General features: G+C 73.3%; 17 protein-coding genes. 11 read left to right on the forward strand and 6 right to left on the reverse strand.

Annotated elements, in window-relative coordinates:
- Window positions 1–215: 215 nt before the first annotated feature.
- Window positions 216–476, forward strand: coding sequence for a hypothetical protein (locus tag BKE41_RS08200; RefSeq protein ID WP_012318395.1), 261 nt, complete (start codon window positions 216–218; stop codon window positions 474–476).
- A gap of 7 nt (window positions 477–483) precedes the next feature.
- Here the strand turns inward: BKE41_RS08200 and BKE41_RS08205 are convergent, their stop codons facing one another.
- Together BKE41_RS08205 and BKE41_RS08210 are read right to left on the reverse strand one after the other, a co-directional pair.
- A complete protein-coding gene (locus BKE41_RS08205) occupies window positions 484–663 on the reverse strand; it encodes a hypothetical protein (RefSeq protein WP_024830557.1) in 180 nt (59 codons plus the stop codon).
- 189 nt (window positions 664–852) lie between these two features.
- Entirely contained in the window at window positions 853–1,335 is a 483-nt protein-coding gene (locus tag BKE41_RS08210) for a DUF2721 domain-containing protein (RefSeq protein ID WP_024830556.1), read from the reverse strand.
- Between the two features lie 1,016 nt (window positions 1,336–2,351).
- On the opposite strand from BKE41_RS08210, the gene BKE41_RS08215 reads away from it, so the two are divergent.
- Window positions 2,352–3,182, forward strand: a complete 831-nt coding sequence (locus BKE41_RS08215; protein WP_012318399.1) for a porin family protein — start codon at window positions 2,352–2,354, stop codon at window positions 3,180–3,182.
- Between the two features lie 202 nt (window positions 3,183–3,384).
- Here the strand turns inward: BKE41_RS08215 and BKE41_RS08220 are convergent, their stop codons facing one another.
- Window positions 3,385–3,948, reverse strand: a complete 564-nt coding sequence (locus BKE41_RS08220) for a hypothetical protein (RefSeq protein ID WP_024830554.1) — start codon at window positions 3,946–3,948, stop codon at window positions 3,385–3,387.
- 244 nt (window positions 3,949–4,192) lie between these two features.
- On the opposite strand from BKE41_RS08220, the gene BKE41_RS08225 reads away from it, so the two are divergent.
- The 8 genes from BKE41_RS08225 (at window position 4,193) to BKE41_RS08260 (ending at window position 9,015) form a co-directional block, all read left to right on the forward strand.
- Window positions 4,193–4,405 (forward strand): hypothetical protein, encoded by a 213-nt coding sequence (locus BKE41_RS08225; RefSeq protein WP_024830553.1) that lies wholly within the window; start codon window positions 4,193–4,195, stop codon window positions 4,403–4,405.
- A gap of 41 nt (window positions 4,406–4,446) precedes the next feature.
- Window positions 4,447–5,451 carry an SDR family oxidoreductase gene (locus BKE41_RS08230; RefSeq protein WP_029360835.1) on the forward strand — a complete coding sequence of 335 codons (1,005 nt, stop codon included), beginning with the start codon at window positions 4,447–4,449 and terminating at the stop codon, window positions 5,449–5,451.
- Between the two features lie 168 nt (window positions 5,452–5,619).
- Window positions 5,620–5,886 (forward strand): hypothetical protein, encoded by a 267-nt coding sequence (locus tag BKE41_RS08235; RefSeq protein ID WP_024830551.1) that lies wholly within the window; start codon window positions 5,620–5,622, stop codon window positions 5,884–5,886.
- 254 nt (window positions 5,887–6,140) lie between these two features.
- A complete protein-coding gene (locus BKE41_RS08240) occupies window positions 6,141–6,341 on the forward strand; it encodes a hypothetical protein (RefSeq protein WP_245295927.1) in 201 nt (66 codons plus the stop codon).
- Between the two features lie 185 nt (window positions 6,342–6,526).
- On the forward strand, window positions 6,527–7,069 hold the full coding sequence (locus tag BKE41_RS08245) for a sigma-70 family RNA polymerase sigma factor (protein WP_012318405.1): 543 nt from the start codon (window positions 6,527–6,529) through the stop codon (window positions 7,067–7,069).
- Window positions 7,066–7,896 (forward strand): anti-sigma factor, encoded by an 831-nt coding sequence (locus BKE41_RS08250; RefSeq protein WP_070999053.1) that lies wholly within the window; start codon window positions 7,066–7,068, stop codon window positions 7,894–7,896. Before BKE41_RS08245 ends, BKE41_RS08250 begins: the two co-directional genes overlap by 4 nt.
- A 70-nt stretch (window positions 7,897–7,966) precedes the next feature.
- Window positions 7,967–8,650 carry a helix-turn-helix transcriptional regulator gene (locus BKE41_RS08255; RefSeq protein WP_024830549.1) on the forward strand — a complete coding sequence of 228 codons (684 nt, stop codon included), beginning with the start codon at window positions 7,967–7,969 and terminating at the stop codon, window positions 8,648–8,650.
- 137 nt (window positions 8,651–8,787) lie between these two features.
- Window positions 8,788–9,015: a DUF1127 domain-containing protein gene (locus BKE41_RS08260; RefSeq protein WP_041372544.1), complete on the forward strand. Its 228-nt coding sequence runs from the start codon at window positions 8,788–8,790 to the stop codon at window positions 9,013–9,015.
- Window positions 9,016–9,063: 48 nt separating this feature from the next.
- Here the strand turns inward: BKE41_RS08260 and BKE41_RS08265 are convergent, their stop codons facing one another.
- A complete protein-coding gene (locus tag BKE41_RS08265; RefSeq protein WP_012318409.1) occupies window positions 9,064–10,083 on the reverse strand; it encodes an NAD(P)-dependent alcohol dehydrogenase in 1,020 nt (339 codons plus the stop codon).
- Window positions 10,084–10,319: 236 nt separating this feature from the next.
- Here BKE41_RS08265 and serA point away from each other — a divergent pair, with 236 nt between their 5' ends.
- Window positions 10,320–11,543, forward strand: a complete 1,224-nt coding sequence (serA, locus tag BKE41_RS08270) for a phosphoglycerate dehydrogenase (RefSeq protein ID WP_012318410.1) — start codon at window positions 10,320–10,322, stop codon at window positions 11,541–11,543.
- A 48-nt stretch (window positions 11,544–11,591) separates the two neighbouring features.
- Here the strand turns inward: serA and BKE41_RS08275 are convergent, their stop codons facing one another.
- Window positions 11,592–13,586 (reverse strand): family 2A encapsulin nanocompartment cargo protein cysteine desulfurase, encoded by a 1,995-nt coding sequence (locus BKE41_RS08275; protein ID WP_070999055.1) that lies wholly within the window; start codon window positions 13,584–13,586, stop codon window positions 11,592–11,594.
- Window positions 13,573–14,988, reverse strand: coding sequence for a family 2B encapsulin nanocompartment shell protein (locus BKE41_RS32410; protein ID WP_012318412.1), 1,416 nt, complete (start codon window positions 14,986–14,988; stop codon window positions 13,573–13,575). Before BKE41_RS32410 ends, BKE41_RS08275 begins: the two co-directional genes overlap by 14 nt.
- Between the last annotated feature and the right edge of the window lie 87 nt (window positions 14,989–15,075).

Here is a 15,075-nt window from a genome sequence, read left to right on the forward strand (position 1 = left end):
GGGGGCGCTCGGGGCAAACGCGTGAGGCACCACCGCGCGAGGCACCACCGCGCGAGGCACCACCGCGCGAGGCACAGCGCGAGATCGCCCCGGGCCGGACGAATCTGGTATGGATCGCGCTCGACGCGTCGAACCGAGGAGGGCCGGATGTTTCGCGGCGTGCCCGCCATCCGAACCGGCACAGGGCCGGCCCCGTGACCGGACGGGACATCGCGATGGCTCCGCCCGGGACCGCCGCGCCCTACCGGCTGCAATGCATGATCCACCGCGAGAGCGCTGGCGGCATCATCATCCACGACGAGCAGATTGCCGGCCCCCTCGAGGAGGCGGCGGTCGCCGCCGCGAAGGCCCGCTTCGCGGCGCTGCGTGCCGGCCGCGCGGGCTCGGCGGCCCTGCGGGATGCCGCCGGGCGCGTCGTCTGGTCGGCCCGGCAGGACGCCGCGACGCCCGGCACCGCGGGATCCGCCTCCCGGTAGGTTCCGGTCAGGTGAGGTGGCGCGGCTCCAGATCGATCACCGGGCCACCGAGGTCGAGGAACTCGTCCTCGTACGGGAGCGCCTCGTCCGGTTCCTCGGCCTCGCGCCGCCCGAACGGGATGAGCGCGGACAGGATTCCGAGGCAGAGTGCGCCGGCGACGAAGGCAATCAGGATCGCGATGCTCATGGCGGAACACTCGGGCGCGGCCGGCGGCGGAATCAGGCCACCGGCAGACTAAGGCCCGGTTCCCGGGCGCCGCAATCGAAATCGCCGCCGGTTCGGCCCCGATCGCCCTACCGGCACCGCGGGCGCGCCCGAGCGGGCGCCGCAGGATCGCCCCCGCGATCACCGGGAGGACCGGGCGCTTCGAGGGCTTCACCGCGGCGTCGACACCGCGTCCTTCTGGCGGTCGACCGCGTCGCGGACGCCGCGGCCGGCCATGAGGATCTCGGTCATGAACGCCGCGATCGCCGCGACGGTGCAGACCAGCGCCGCCCCGAAGCAGGCGAACAGGACGGACGCGGTCGCCGCATCGCGCAGCGCGCCGACGAACAGCGTGAGCACGGCCAGACCGATCAGGCCGCCCGCCAGCGAGGCCAGGACCACCGCCACGTCCAGCACGAAGGAGCGCCGTCGCAGGAAGGTCAGGCGGCGGGCGAGGCGAGCGGCCTCGGCGTCCGTCGCGCGGGCGGCCTCCGCCGAGAGGCTGTCGACCTTGTCGGAGATCCGGCCGAGGCGGGTCGAGAACACGTTGAGCAGCGTCGCCAGCGCCGAGAGCAGGAAGGCGGGCGCGAGCGCCACCTGGATGATGTGGGCGATGCTGTCCGGTTCGGTGGCGCTGAGGGAGAAGCCGAACATCGGCGGGCTACGCGCGCGGACGCGTCAAGTGCCGCCCCCGCCGGCGACCGGGCCGGACGGCCGCGCGGCGGCGCGACCGATGCGGACCGGGGGCGTCACCACAGGAGGCCTTCCGCCTGCAGCCCGGCCACCAGCAGGAACAGCGCCGAGAGGAACGCCACCGCGAGATACGGGACCGGCGTGTCGGTCATCGAGGCCTCCCGGCCGGCGCGGGGCCGACACCGTCCATCCGGACCCGGAGGGCCGGCATCGAAGGCAGCGCGACGGGGTGCATGCGCGTCTCCTGAGATCTCCACCGACGACGAGGCCGGCACATAGGGCCCCCGGCGCGCCGGAAAAGCCGCGACGGCCGCGCCGCCCGGCCGTGGCGGCGTCTTCTCCACAGGCCGGGGGAACGGCGCCGCGCCGGCGCCGTTCCCCCGCGAGATCTGCCGCTCCCCAGGACATCGATCCGGCGCCGGCCGGGCGACAAGACCCGGCCGGCGCCGGATCAAGACTCGGGCGGGACCGGACGCAGGCTTCATCTGCGCGGATCCGCGACCGGCATCGCGAATAGGCGCGGCGCAATTGCGCGGACGCGTCCAGACCCTCTGCGATACGGGACCGGATCGCACGAGATCTGCGGCACAGCCCGCGGCCGCGGGCCGGGGCATCGGCGGGAACGGCCGTAAATTAATGTTAACCGCTCGCGGGATCGCGAGCGGGCTTGCGGGGCGCCGGCCGGTAGGATTTATTAAACCTCGAAGCTTCCTGGTTGGTCCTGGGAACGTTCACCGACAAACTGAAGCCCCGTCCGCCCCCCCGCGCGACGGGGCATTTTGTTTCCGGAAACACTCGGATACAGATCCTCTTCTTGGCTTTGACCGGTCGATTTCGCGATGTGCTCCAGCGCACCCGCCCGTTTCGACGCCGAGGACCCGATTCCGGGCTGTTGCAGCGATGCACTATCGCCCCGGCGCATCCTGGCGTTCTGTCCGCCCCGCACACATCCCGTCCAACGGGAGACAGAGGACCAGATGATCAAGAAGCTTCTGCTCGCGAGCGCCGCCACGGCCCTCCTGACCGGCGCCGCCTCGGCCGCCGACCTGCCGCGCCGCGCCGCCCCGCCGCCGGTGTTCACCCCCGTCCCGGTCTTCACCTGGACCGGCGCCTACTTCGGTATCAACGCCGGCTACGCCTTCGACGCCAGCAGCAACAACACCAACAGCTTCGGCGTGCCCGCCCCCTACGGCAACGGCACCACCGCCTTCTTCAGCCAGCGCAACCAGGAAGGCTTCACCGGCGGTGGCCAGGTTGGCTACAACTTCCAGTTCACCCCCGGCTCCGGCATCGTCGTCGGTGTCGAGGCCGACGCCCAGTACCTCGACTTCGGCCGCAGCCGGAACAACGCCTTCCTCGTCGGCCCGCTCGCTCCCGGCTACTACGTGACCGACCCGCGCGGCCTCTCCAGCCTCGACTTCTTCGGCACCGTGCGCGGCCGCATCGGTTACGCCTTCGACCGCGTGCTGTTCTACGGCACCGGCGGCTTCGCCTACGGCTCGGGCAGCGCCGACCGCTCCTTCGGCGGCTTCGCCGGCAACGACAGCTTCCGCACCGGCTACGCCGTCGGCGGCGGCATCGAGTACGCCCTGCCCACCGACTCGTTCCTGAACTTCTTCCGTTCGAACGCCGTGACGCTCAAGGTCGAAGGCCTGTACGTCAACCTCGACCGCAACACCCGCAACCAGGGTGCGTTCGTCATCAACGCCGCCAACAACTTCCCGGTGGTGTACAACAACATCGGCCGCCGCGACGACGAGTTCGCCGTCATCCGCGCCGGCCTGAACTACAAGTTCGGCTCGTACTGAGAAGCCCGCGCGTCGGCGCCCCCCGCGCCGCGGGGGGCTGCGTCCCGCTCACCGGGATGGCGCGCGAGCCTCTGGACAGGCCGCACCCTCTCTCGACCTGAGCATCCCCAGCCCGATCAAACTGGCCGCTTGAGCCGAGGAGCGTCCCGGGAGCCATTCCCGGGACGTCTTGCGTCGGGGCGACGGCCCGCCGCGCCACGCCTCAGGCGTGGACCGCGTGCTCCAGCTGCGCCTTCGACATCCGCGACCGGCCGGGCACGTTCTGCGCCCGGGCCTTGCGCATCAGTTCGGCCTTCGTCGTCTCCGACTTTCCGCCCCCCTTGCCGCTCCCCTTGCTGCCGCCCCTGCCGGACGCCTTGGCGGACTTGCCGTCCTCGCGCGCCGCGGCGGCCTTCTCGGCGGCCGCCTTCGGCTGCTTCGAGAACTGTTTGCCCTTCCGGGTATCGGCGCGCTTCTTGGCCGTGCTGGCGGCGTATTCCTCGTCGGTCAGGCTCTCGCGGGCCTTCTTGGGCAGGTAGCGCTCGCCGGTCTTGCCGCTCTCCTTGCCCGACTTCGTGCCCCATTCCTCGTCGGTCCACTGCTGGAGATGGTTGTCGGCCGCCTTCTTGCCGGCGTAGCCGCCACCTTCCTTCTTGTATTCGGCAGTCGCGATCTGCGCCTTGCGCGCCGACCACTGACCAGGCTTTCCGCCCTTCTCGGACTTCGTGACCCGCGTCTTCACCTTGTCCCAGAGTTTGGGGTCGGTCTTCTTGGCGGTTCCTGACATCGGCGCCTCGTGAAAAAGATTTGGCAGACAACACGAGCCCCGCGGTCGTGTTCCTGCGGCGCGTTCGCCCAATCCGCGCCGCCCCGCACGCGAGGCCCGCTGCCGCCGCGACTGGGGCCGCCGGATACGCCGGGCGCCTGACGGGTTGGCCCTCAGGGGATCGGCCGCGTGGTCCGATCCGCCGGGGGCTCCGTCGCGGCACGCGGCGGCGCCCGGAAACTAGGTCCATCGCGAGGGATGCAGCATGGCCGACGCGCCGGACGACACCCAGGCCGAGCGGATGCCGCGCGGCGAACCGGAGCGCGCGGGCTTAGCCGAGAGCCCCCGCGACACCGCCACCGGCACGGTCAGGCCGCAGGACGGCCCGATGGAGCGGGCCGGCACCGAGAAGGAGGAGGCGCGCCGGGGCGGGGCCAGCCTCGGCGCGGAGCGCGACCGGCCGGGCGGCGGGCGCTGAGCGCCGACAACGAGACAGCCCACGAGAGAGGAAGACGCAGCATGCGGATCCGGCACAAGCCCCTGCGCGAGCAGGTGATCGTCATCACCGGCGCCTCCAGCGGGATCGGCCTCGCCACGGCCCGGGCGGCCGCCCGCCGCGGCGCCCGCGTCGTGCTGGCGGCCCGGAACGGCGCCGCCCTCGACGACATCGTCCGCGACATCCAGGAGCGCGGCGGCGAGGCCCGGGCCGTGGTGACCGACGTGTCCCGCCGCGAGGATGTCGAGGCGCTGGCCGCCGAGACCGTGCGCGCCTACGGCGGCTTCGACACCTGGGTCAACAACGCCGGTCTCTCGATCTTCGGCCGCCTCGAGGAGGTCTCGGACGCGGATCACCGCCGGCTGTTCGACGTCAATTTCTGGGGGATCGTCTACGGGTCGACCGTGGCGCTGCAGCACCTGAAGAAGGCCGGCGGCGCGCTGATCAACCTGGGCTCCGTCGCGTCCGACCTCGCCTTGCCGATCCAGGGCATGTACTCCGCCTCCAAGCACGCGATCAAAGGCTTCACGGACGCGCTCCGGATGGAGCTTCAGGAGGAGGGTGCCCCGGTCTCGGTGACGCTCATCAAGCCGGCCTCGATCGACACGCCGTTCCCCGAGCATGCCCGGAACTACATGGCGCAGGCGCCCAAGCTGCCGCCACCGGTCTACGCCCCCGCGGACGTCGCGGAGGCCATCCTGTACGCCGCGGAGCACGGCCCCCGCGACCTCTATGTCGGCGGCGGCGGCAAGCTGATGAGCGCGATGCGCAAGCGGGTGCCCGCGGTGACCGACTGGATGGGCGCGCAGGTGATGTCGCGGAGCCAGACCGCGGGCGTGGCCGGCAGGCAGCGGGACGGCGCCCTCCACGCGGCCGGCCGCGACGGCGCCGTGCGGGGCGGCTCGCCCCACCACGTCATGCGCAGCGCCTACACCCGGGCCTCGATCAACCCGGCCCTGACCGGGATCCTGCTGGCGGGGGCCACGGCCGCCGCGGCCGCGCTCCTGGGCCGTGCCGACCGCCGCTAGGACGCCGCTAGGACGCCGCTGCGGCGCCCGCTCCCGCGCGGGCGCCGGCCGGACTGTTTGTTTCTAGACGATGATAGCGGAGGTCAGCCCACATTCAGGCCCGAAGACCATCCTAGCCGGGTCTTGCGCCGGGCCGAACCGGCGCGAAACCGAGCAGAAGGTCTGATGATGATGCACGTGAAGATGATCGCGGCCGCCGCGGCTGTCGTCGGCGGCCTCGGCCTGGCCTCCGCCGGCGCGGCGCCCCTGGCGCCCGCCGGCGCCGATACGATCAGCGGCCCCGCCGCGGTCAGCACGGTCGCGTTCGGCTGCGGCCCGGGCTGGGCGCCCGGCCCGTACGGACGCTGCCGGCCGATGTACCGGCGGCCGCGCTTCTACGGCCCGCGCTGCTTCTTCCGTCCGACCCCGTGGGGTCCGCGGCGCGTCTGCCGCTAGGGACGCGCAGGCACGCGTCCCGACGCGAGGGTCCGGCGCAGATCCGGCGCCGAACCGTGACACGGCCCGCGGGTTGATCCAGGGGCAGGCCCCGTCTCCGAGGAGGCGGCAGCCTGCCCCTTCCCGTTGGCGGCGCGGCGGGCGGGATCGGGCGGCGGGACGGCGCGTCCGCCCCCCATCCGTTCCGGCCTCCGGCGGTGCCGGGGACCCCACGCCCGGGACCGCGCACGGTCCCGCTCCGGTTGGACATGACCATGGCCCAGGATCAGAGCGGCGGCGCGAACCCCACGGCGGCGGAGCGGGCGGCGGCCGAGCGCGTCGCCCGCAAGCGCCTCGGCCCGGACGGCTGCCCGGAGCCGGCGCCAGACCCCCGATCGCCGACCGGACAGGCCAGCGGGATGAAGGCCGCGGGGCCTGACCGCCGGGCCGCCGTCCGGCCCCGCGGCGGCCGCTAGCGGCGCCCAACGGGCCGAGACGCTCTCCGAGAAGCGCGCGAACGTGCTCGTGCCCGGCCGCGGGAATAAAGCCCGCCGCCGCCCGGTTCCCGATTGTGTGGCACAAGGCTGCAGGCAGGAGCACCAGGGCGGGACCCCATGGCTTCGCAGGCTCTCGACGGGCCGGGCCCGGCCCGGCCGCCGGCATGACGACCCTGGCGCGGGCGCGCTTCAGCCAGCTCGTTCTCCCGCGCCTGGACGAGGGCTACCGGCTCGCGCACTGGCTCACCGGCAACGCCACCGACGCCGAGGACGTGATGCAGGAGGCGTGTCTGCGCGCCTACCGGGCGATCGAGGGGTTCGCCGAGGGCAATGCCCGGGCGTGGTTCCTGACCATCGTCCGCAACACCGGCTATTCCTGGCTGCAACGGCACCGGCCGCGGGCGGTGGTCTTCGCCGACGACCTCGCCCCCGAGGCCCGCGCCGAGCTGGAGATCGGGGGCGCCCTGACCGAGGCTCCGGAGACGCCCGAGGCGACTCTCATCGCCCGCGACGATGCGGGGCAGCTCGCCCGGGCCGTCGAGGCCCTGCCGGTGGCCTTCCGCGAGGCGCTGGTCCTGCGCGAGTACCACGGCCTCAGCTACCGGGAGATCGCCACGGTGACGGGGGTCCCGATCGGGACCGTGATGTCGCGCCTCGGCCGCGCGCGGCAGCACCTGCTTGCACGGCTCGCGAGGGACGGGCGATGACCGACGACGAGACCCTCCTGCTCCTCAGCGCCTACGCGGACGGCGAGCTGTCGCCCGGCGAGGTCCTGGCCATGGAGCGCCGTCTCGCGGCGGACCCCGATGCGCGGGCCCTGGCGGAGCGCCTCCGCACCCTGTCCGGCACCCTGCGCGAGACCCTCGCGGGGCCGCCCGCCCCGGAATCCCTGCGGGCGCGCGTGGTCGAGCAGGTCGGCTTCTCCGACCCGCCCCCGTCCCGCGGCCGCTTCGGAGGCGCGCTCGGGTCCTGGCCCGAGACCTGGATCGAATCCTGGCTCAAGTCCTGGCGCGGATCCCGGCAGGCACTGGCCGCGACGCTGCTCGTCGGTCTCGTCGGCGGGGCCGCGCTCGGCGGCGGGGCCGTCTATCTCGACCGCCCCGGCGGCGCCCCGGATACCGGCGCGGCCGTGCTCGCCGGCCATCTCCGCGGCCTCGCGGCCCCCCAGCCCTTCGACATCGCCTCCTCGGACCGGCACGTGGTGAAGCCCTGGTTCAACGGCCGGACCACCCTCGCGCCCGAGGCGCCGGACCTGTCCGACAAGGGCTTCCCACTGGTCGGCGGCCGGGTCGACATCGTCGGCGGCGCGCCCGTGCCGACGCTGGTCTATCGCCGCGACCGGCACGTCATCAGCGTCACGGTGATCCCGGCCGCCGACGGTCCCGGGGCCGGCGAGGAGCGGCGCGACGGCTCGACGATCGAGCGCTGGCGCCTCGGCGACCTCACCTACTGGGCGGTCTCGGATCTCAACCGGCGCGACCTGCGCGCCTTCGCCGACCTGTTCCAGTCCCGGACTGGGGCCCCGCCCGGGTAAGGCGGGAATAACGGCCGTCAATGCCGGGTTATTACTGATATCGTGATGTCGATCCGGCGAGGATCCCAGCGTGATCAGTCAATCACACCTGAACACCCGCAGAGCCGAAGCACGATCCGAGATCGGCCCCGCGCCGGAGCGGCGGTCCCAGGCCGGCGCCGCCCCGGCCTTCCCGGACCCGTCCCTCGTGGAGGCGGCGCTCCGTCTCCTGGCTGAGCATCTCGAGCAGGGGCTGGCGGTGACCGACCGGTACGGGCGGGCCCATTTCCTGAACCGCGCCGCGCAGGCCTTCGTCGCGCGCGGCCTGCTGTGCCTCGAGCAGGGCGGCCTGCGCGGCGCGGCGCCCGAGGACAGCGCGGCGCTGCGCCGGGTCATCGCCCGCTGCGCCGCCGGCCATCGCGGCGGCTCGGTGCGCCTGGAGGGCGCGGGCGGCACGCTCCTGGTCGCCGCCTCGGCGCTTCCCGGCACGGTCGCCGAGGGCGCGGTTCTCCTGCGCCTCACGGACCCCGGGACCCCGCGCCTGCCGGATCCCGGCGTTCTCCAGGACCAGTTCGGCTTCACGCCCGCGGAGGCGGCCCTGGCCGTCGACATCCTGGCCGGGAACGACCTCGCGGCGAGCGCGACGCGCCGCCGGATCACGCGGAACACGGCGCGCGTGCACCTGCGCCACCTGTTCGAGAAGACGGGGACGCGCCGCCAGGCCGAGCTCGTGCGGCTGCTCCTGCTGTGCCCGCAGCCGATCGCGGACGCTTAGCGCGATCCGGCAAAAATATTCGCGCCGCGAGCCACGATTAATCCGAACGGAGGATGCGCACAGTCCACGACAAAGCGACGCTGATCCGGCCGATCGTGGACGAAACACGGATCTCTCGGCGCAACGGAGACTGGATCATGATCCTCTCGTTCCTGAAATCTGCCCGAAAGAGCCGCATCGCGGCGCGAAATCTTCGCATTCTGTCGGCCCTCGACGACGAGATGCTGAGCGACATCGGCCTCGACCGGCGCACGCTCCGCGCCTTCTGCGAGAACGGCTGCTCGCACGTGCCGCCGCCGCCGAGCCAGGCCGAGGCGCCCCGGGTCGTCGCGATGCCCGGAGCGCTCGGGATCGCCTTCCGCTGAACGCCCGCCGCACCGCCCGCCGCGACGCCCCGGGCCCGGCCCGAACGCTCAGATCTCGACGCAGATCTTGCCGAAGTGACGGTTGCTCTCCTGGTGGCGGAACGCCGCGACGAGGTCGTCGAGGGGGAAGCGGCGGTCGATGACCGGCCGCAGCCCACAGGCGTCGATGCCGCGGATCATCTCGATCTGGTGGCGCCGGCTGCCGACCAGCACGCCCTGCAGCCGGATCTGCTTCAGGAGCGCCGGCACCAGCGGCAGCTCGCCCGCGACGCCCGAGAGGATACCGATCACCGAGATGTGGCCGGCGACCCGCACGGCGGCCATGGACTGCTCCAGCGTCGCCGGCCCGCCGACGTCGAGGACGTGGTCGACGCCGCGCCCGTCGGTCAGGCGCCGGGCGGTCTCGCCCCAGGCCGGGTCGGCGCGGTAGTTGATGACGTGGTCGGCGCCGAGCCCGCGCAGGCGCTCCAGCTTGGCGTCGCTGGAGGAGGTGGCGATCACCGTGGCGCCCGCCGCCTTGGCGAATTGCAGGCCGAACAGCGACACGCCGCCGGTCCCCTGCACCAGCACCACGTCGCCGCTCTTCAGGCCGGCATCGGCGTGTAGTGCCCGCCACGCGGTCAGCGCGGCGGTGGTGAGCGTCGCCGCCTCGGCGTGGTCCCAGCCCTTCGGGGCGCGGGTGAAGGCGGTGGCGGGCGCGGTGACGCGCGCGCGGGCGTAGCCGTCGACCCCGTCGCCCGGCACGGTGGCGAAGCCCTCGACGAGCGGGGTGCCCTCCAGCCAGGTCGGGAAGAACGTGCTGACCACCCGGTCGCCCACGGCGAATTCGGTCATGCCCGGCCCCACGGCCTCGACCTCGCCGGCGCCGTCGGACATCGGGATGCGCGGCTCGCTCGGCCCCCACATCCCGCTGACCACCGCGTAGTCGTGGTAGTTGAGGGAGTTCGCCCGCAGGCGGACGGTGATCGCGCCGGGCCCGGGCTCCGGCACGGGCCGCTCGCCGAAGGTCACCTTGTCGAAGCCGCCGCCGGGCTGGACGATGACGGCACGGGCTGTCGATCCGGTCATGACGCACCTGTCGCTCCGCGGCCTCGGCCGCCGGGGGCGGACACTGGCAGGCCCGGCGCGCCGCGTCGAGACGACGGAGCGGAGCGGTCCGCCGCGAGCGCGGGGGAGGGACCCGCGACAGGGGCCCGCGACAGGGGCCCGCCACCGGCGTCCGCAGCCCCTTCCCGCCCTTGCCGCTGTGCCGCGCCGGCGCCAAGGTCACGGATCGCATCCCGTCCGTGGAAGGAGGACACACCGTGTCGACCGAGCGCGTCGTTCTGACCGAAAGCATAGCGCCGACGGCGTCCAAGATCTTCACCCAGGCCGGGATCGGCGCCATCCGGCAACTGCCGCGCGCGGTCAGCCCCGAGGATGCCCGCGATCTGGCCGACGTCACCGTCCTCGGCATCCGCTCGCGCACGCAGGTCACCGCCGCGCTTCTCGACGCCCTGCCCGATCTCGCCGCCATCGGCTGCTTCAGCGTCGGGACCAACCAGGTCGACCTCGAGACGGCGCGCGCCCGCGGCCTGCCGGTCTTCAACGCGCCGTTCTCGAACACGCGCAGCGTCGCCGAACTCACGATCGGCGAGATCGTGATGCTGCTCCGGCGCATCCTGCCGCGCTCGGAATCCGCCCATGCCGGCGGCTGGGACAAGTCGGCCACCGGCGCCTTCGAGGTGCGCGGCAAGACCCTCGGGATCGTCGGCTACGGCAATATCGGCGCGCAGCTCTCGAACCTCGCCGAGGCGATGGGCATGCGCGTCATCTTCTACGATCTCACCGACAAGCTGCGCCACGGGAACACCGAGCCGGCCGAGAGCTTCGAGGCCCTGCTCGCCGCCAGCGACGTGGTCAGCCTGCACGTCCCGGAGACACCGCTGACCCACGGGCTGATGGGCGCGGAGCGGATCCGCGCGATGAAGCCGGGCGCCTACCTGATCAACAACAGCCGCGGCACGGTCGTGGACCTGGACGCCCTCGCGGCGGCGCTGCGCGACGGGCATCTCGCCGGGGCCGCGATCGACGTCTTTCCCGTGGAGCCGACGTCCAACGCCGAGCGCTTCGTCTCGCCCCTGCAGGGCCTGCCGAACGTCATCCTCACCCCCCATGTCGGCGGCTCGACCGAGGAGGCCCAGGATCGCATCGGCGCGGAGGTGGCCCGCAAGCTGGTCGACTACATCCAGACCGGCTCGACGCTCGGCGCGGTGAATTTCCCGCAGGTCCAGCTGCCGCCGCGCCTGTCCGGCGCGCGCTTCCTCCACGTGCACCGGAACGTGCCCGGCGTGCTCGGGCAGATCAACGCGATCTTCTCGGGCCGGTCGCTCAACATCGACGCGCAGTACCTGCAGACGGACGGCGAGTTCGGCTACGTCGTGGTGGACGCGTCGGTGCCGCCGGGCGAGGCGGACGGGGTCCTGCACGCGCTGCGGGCCATCGACGGCACCGTGAGGACCCGGCACCTGCGGCCGAAGGCGGGGTAGAGAGCCCGGCCCGCAACGGGGCGCCGGCGCGCGGCCGGCGCCCTCTGCTCAAGGCCGCGGCAGGGTGTGCAGCGCCCTCAGGAAGGCGTCGACATCCGCGCGGGTGTTGTAGAAGGCGAGCGAGGCCCGCACCGACTGGTCGACGCCGAACCGGCGCAGGGCCGGCAGGGCGCAGTGATGGCCCGAGCGCACCGCGATGCCGTGCGCGTCGAGGTGGTGCGCCACCGCCTCGTTCGTCTGCCCCTCGATCACGAAGGACATCACGCTCGCCTTCTCCCGGGCCGTGCCGATCAGGCGCAGGCCCTTCACGTCGGCGAGGCCGCCCTGCGCGTAGTCCAGGAGGTCGTGCTCGTAGGCGGCGATCGCCGGCATGCCGATGCCCGCGAGGTAGTCGAGCGCCGCCCCCAGACCGACCGCCCCGGCGATGTCGGGCGTGCCGGCCTCGAACTTCTCGGGCGCGCCCTTGTAGACGGTCTTCGCGAAGGTGACGTCCTCGATCATGTGGCCGCCGCCCTGCCAGGGCGGCATCGCCTCGAGCAGGTGCGTCTTGCCGTAGAGCGCGCCGATGCCCGTCGGCCCGAACACCTTGTGGCCGGAGAAGACCAGGAAGTCCGCGTCCAGGGACTGCACGTCCAGCGGCATGTGCGGCGAGGATTGCGCCGCGTCGACCAGCACCGGCACCCCGTAGGCGTGGGCGAGCTGGATGATCTCCCGCACCGGGTTCACGGTGCCGAGCGCGTTGGCCACCTGCGTCACCGAGACGATCTTGGTGCGGCCCGACAGGAGCGCCGCGTACTGCTCGAAGATGATCTCGCCGCGGTCGTTCACCGGGATCACCCGGAGCGTCGCCCCGGTCTGCTGCGCCAGCAGCTGCCAGGGCACGATGTTGGCGTGGTGCTCGATGGTCGAGACGATGATCTCGTCGCCCGGGCCGATCTGGGCCCGGCCGTAGGAATTGGCGACGAGGTTGATCGCCTCCGTGGTGCCGCGCAGGAAGACGATGTCGTCCTTCGACGGGGCGTTGAGGAAGCGGCGCACCGCCTCGCGGCCGCCCTCGAACAGGTCCGTGGCGCGCGCGGCCAGGGTGTGGGCGGCCCGGTGGATGTTCGAGTTGTGCCGGGCGTAGAACGCCGCGGTCGCGTCGATCACGGCCTGGGGCTTGTGGGTGGTCGCAGCGTTGTCGAGCCAGACCAGCGGGTGGCCGTTGACGCTCTGGTGCAGGGCCGGGAAGTCCCGGCGGACCTGCTCCACATCGAAGGGCGCCGCCACCGGGCTCGATCCCTGGGCGGCGAGGCGCGGCGCCGGACCGGGATAGCGGGTCGGCTCGACCCGTGGGCTCGCCGCCGCCCCGCGGGCCGGCCCGGGGCCGAGAGGCAGGAAGTAGTAGTCGCCAGCCGGCGCTTCGGGCGCCCGGGACCGCCGACCGGTCCGGGCGAGGCTCTCCGGCGCCTCATCGCGGCCGGCCTTCGACGGGTCGGCGGGCACGAGGTCCGGGACGAGGGCGTGCGCGAAGGCGTTGGCGCGGGGGTGGTCGGCGGCGATCTGGCGGTGCAGCTCCGGACCGCCGGGGAGGGCGGCCGCCAGCGCCGGGGCGCCGGCGAGGGAGAAGTCCGGCAGGACGGGGCGCGGGCTCGCGGGGTGGACAGGCGGGATCGCCGCCGCGTCGGGGAACGCCGGGCTCGCGGGTGCGCGGTTCGGCAGGGTCGGGCCGGAGAGGCCCGGCAGGCCGACCGGCGGCGCCCCGAAGCAGCGCGCCGCCAGCGCCGACGCGTCGGGCTGCAGCCCGGCGGGCCGGCCGCCCGCGGGAGCGGAGGGGACGCCCACGGGCGCGCCCGGCAGCGGCGCCCCGCCCGGGCCCTGGGGCAGGCCCTCGAGCGCCTGCGGGACCTGGGGGCCGGCGGGGATCTCCGGCGCGAACGGCTGGCTCGCGGCCTGCCCCTGCCGGTAGATCTCCCGGGCGAGGCGCCCGACGAGATCCGCGTGGGCCAGCTCGCCCGGGCTCGCCCCGGGCAGCCCGAGGGCGAAGGCCTCAGGCGTAGTCATGGTAGTTGCCCAGCAGCACGTTATCGAGGCGGGCGATCGCGTCCTCGACCAGCACGGCGGCCGAGAAGTAGCGGGTCACGAGGTGCGAGGCGATCGAGTGGTCGTTGGTGCCCATGTAGCGCACCGACAGGCCGGGCTCGATCTCGCCGGTCACGCCCGACTTCTGCAGGCCGACCACGCCCTGCTCGCCCTCGCCGACACGCAGCAGCAGGATCGCGGTGGTCTCGGCCCCGGTCACCGGGTCGATGTCGATCGGCAGCTTGTCGCTCGGCACCAGCGGCACGCCGCGCCACGTGATGAACGGCGCGCCGAACAGGTGGACGACGACCGGCGGCACGCCGCGGCGGGTCGCCTCCCGGCCGAAGGCCGCGATGGCGCGGGGATGGGCCACGAAGAAGGCGGGCTTCTTCCAGACCAGGGTCAGCAGCTCGTCGAGGTCGTCCGGGGTGGGCGGGCCGCCGCGGGTGGGGATGCGCTGGCGCGGGCCGACCTCGTGGAGCAGGCCGAACTGCGCGTTGTTCAGGAGCTCCCACTCCTCGCGCTCCTTCACGGCGTCGACCGTGAGGCGGATCTGCTCGCGGAGCTGGTCGATCTCGTTGGAGTAGAGATCGGTGACCCGCGTGTGGGTGTTGAGGATCGTCTGGATGGTCGAGAGGTGGTACTCGCGCGGATCGACCTCGTAGTCGACGAAGGTCGTCGGCAGGCGCGGCTCGCCGGTATGGACCGCCAGCAGCTCGATGCCCTGCTCGCCGTAGGAATTGGTGTGCCCTTTGAGGCGGTCGCGCTCCTCGCGGTACTGCGCGATCTTGGCGCGGATCTCCTCGCTCTCCACCGCGGCGGCATCGAGGGTCAGGAGGGTCACGGCCGACAGGGCCTTCACGGCCGGGGCGGGCGCGCTCTCGCCGGCGAGACCGGCATCGCCGAAATAGTCGCCCTTCGTGGCGAGCCCCTGGCGCAGGCGGCCCTTGTAGGGACCCGAGAGGGTCAGCTCGACCGTGCCGTCGGCCACGACCGTGAGGCTGCGGCCCGCGGACCCCTCCTCGTGGATCACCGCGCCGGCCTGGTGCCGGCTCTCGGTGAACTTGGCCGCCAGCGTGGCCAATTCGGCATCGCCCAGCCGGCTGAACAGCGGCACGGCGCGCAGGGAGGACGGGCGGATCACCCGGCCCTTGCCATCTCCCTTGCCATCCCCCTTGTCCTCGGCGACGAGATCGATCCGGCCGGGCTTGGCCAGCACGACGGCGCGGCGGTTGACGCGGTAGACCCCGCCCGCCACGTCCACGAAGGGCAGGAGCCGGAGCAGCCAGCGCGGCGTGTTGGCCGCGTTCTGGACCGAGGTGACGGTCGCCGTCGCAAGATTGCGTGCCGCCGTGGCGCTCACGCTCAGACCCGGTCCGCTCATCGTTCGTCCTCACTCCATCCAAGATTGCAGGCGCGCCGCATCGTTCCGCGCGGCGGCGGTGCGCCCCGCAGGTTGTGCGAGGCGGGC

Origin of the sequence: Methylobacterium sp. C1, from assembly GCF_001854385.1 — a bacterium.
Lineage (GTDB): Bacteria > Pseudomonadota > Alphaproteobacteria > Rhizobiales > Beijerinckiaceae > Methylobacterium > Methylobacterium radiotolerans.

Coding starts and splice junctions, on each gene's coding strand:
- BKE41_RS08210 (WP_024830556.1), bottom strand. CDS start 1,335: ATGTTCGGCTTCTCCCTCAGCGCCACCGAACCGGACAGCATCGCCCAC.
- BKE41_RS08225 (WP_024830553.1), top strand. CDS start 4,193: ATGGCCGACGCGCCGGACGACACCCAGGCCGAGCGGATGCCGCGCGGC.
- BKE41_RS32410 (WP_012318412.1), bottom strand. CDS start 14,988: ATGAGCGGACCGGGTCTGAGCGTGAGCGCCACGGCGGCACGCAATCTT.
- BKE41_RS08215 (WP_012318399.1), top strand. CDS start 2,352: ATGATCAAGAAGCTTCTGCTCGCGAGCGCCGCCACGGCCCTCCTGACC.
- BKE41_RS08275 (WP_070999055.1), bottom strand. CDS start 13,586: ATGACTACGCCTGAGGCCTTCGCCCTCGGGCTGCCCGGGGCGAGCCCG.
- BKE41_RS08265 (WP_012318409.1), bottom strand. CDS start 10,083: ATGACCGGATCGACAGCCCGTGCCGTCATCGTCCAGCCCGGCGGCGGC.
- BKE41_RS08250 (WP_070999053.1), top strand. CDS start 7,066: ATGACCGACGACGAGACCCTCCTGCTCCTCAGCGCCTACGCGGACGGC.
- BKE41_RS08235 (WP_024830551.1), top strand. CDS start 5,620: ATGATGCACGTGAAGATGATCGCGGCCGCCGCGGCTGTCGTCGGCGGC.
- BKE41_RS08245 (WP_012318405.1), top strand. CDS start 6,527: ATGACGACCCTGGCGCGGGCGCGCTTCAGCCAGCTCGTTCTCCCGCGC.
- BKE41_RS08200 (WP_012318395.1), top strand. CDS start 216: ATGGCTCCGCCCGGGACCGCCGCGCCCTACCGGCTGCAATGCATGATC.
- BKE41_RS08230 (WP_029360835.1), top strand. CDS start 4,447: ATGCGGATCCGGCACAAGCCCCTGCGCGAGCAGGTGATCGTCATCACC.
- BKE41_RS08205 (WP_024830557.1), bottom strand. CDS start 663: ATGAGCATCGCGATCCTGATTGCCTTCGTCGCCGGCGCACTCTGCCTC.
- BKE41_RS08260 (WP_041372544.1), top strand. CDS start 8,788: ATGATCCTCTCGTTCCTGAAATCTGCCCGAAAGAGCCGCATCGCGGCG.
- BKE41_RS08240 (WP_245295927.1), top strand. CDS start 6,141: ATGGCCCAGGATCAGAGCGGCGGCGCGAACCCCACGGCGGCGGAGCGG.
- BKE41_RS08220 (WP_024830554.1), bottom strand. CDS start 3,948: ATGTCAGGAACCGCCAAGAAGACCGACCCCAAACTCTGGGACAAGGTG.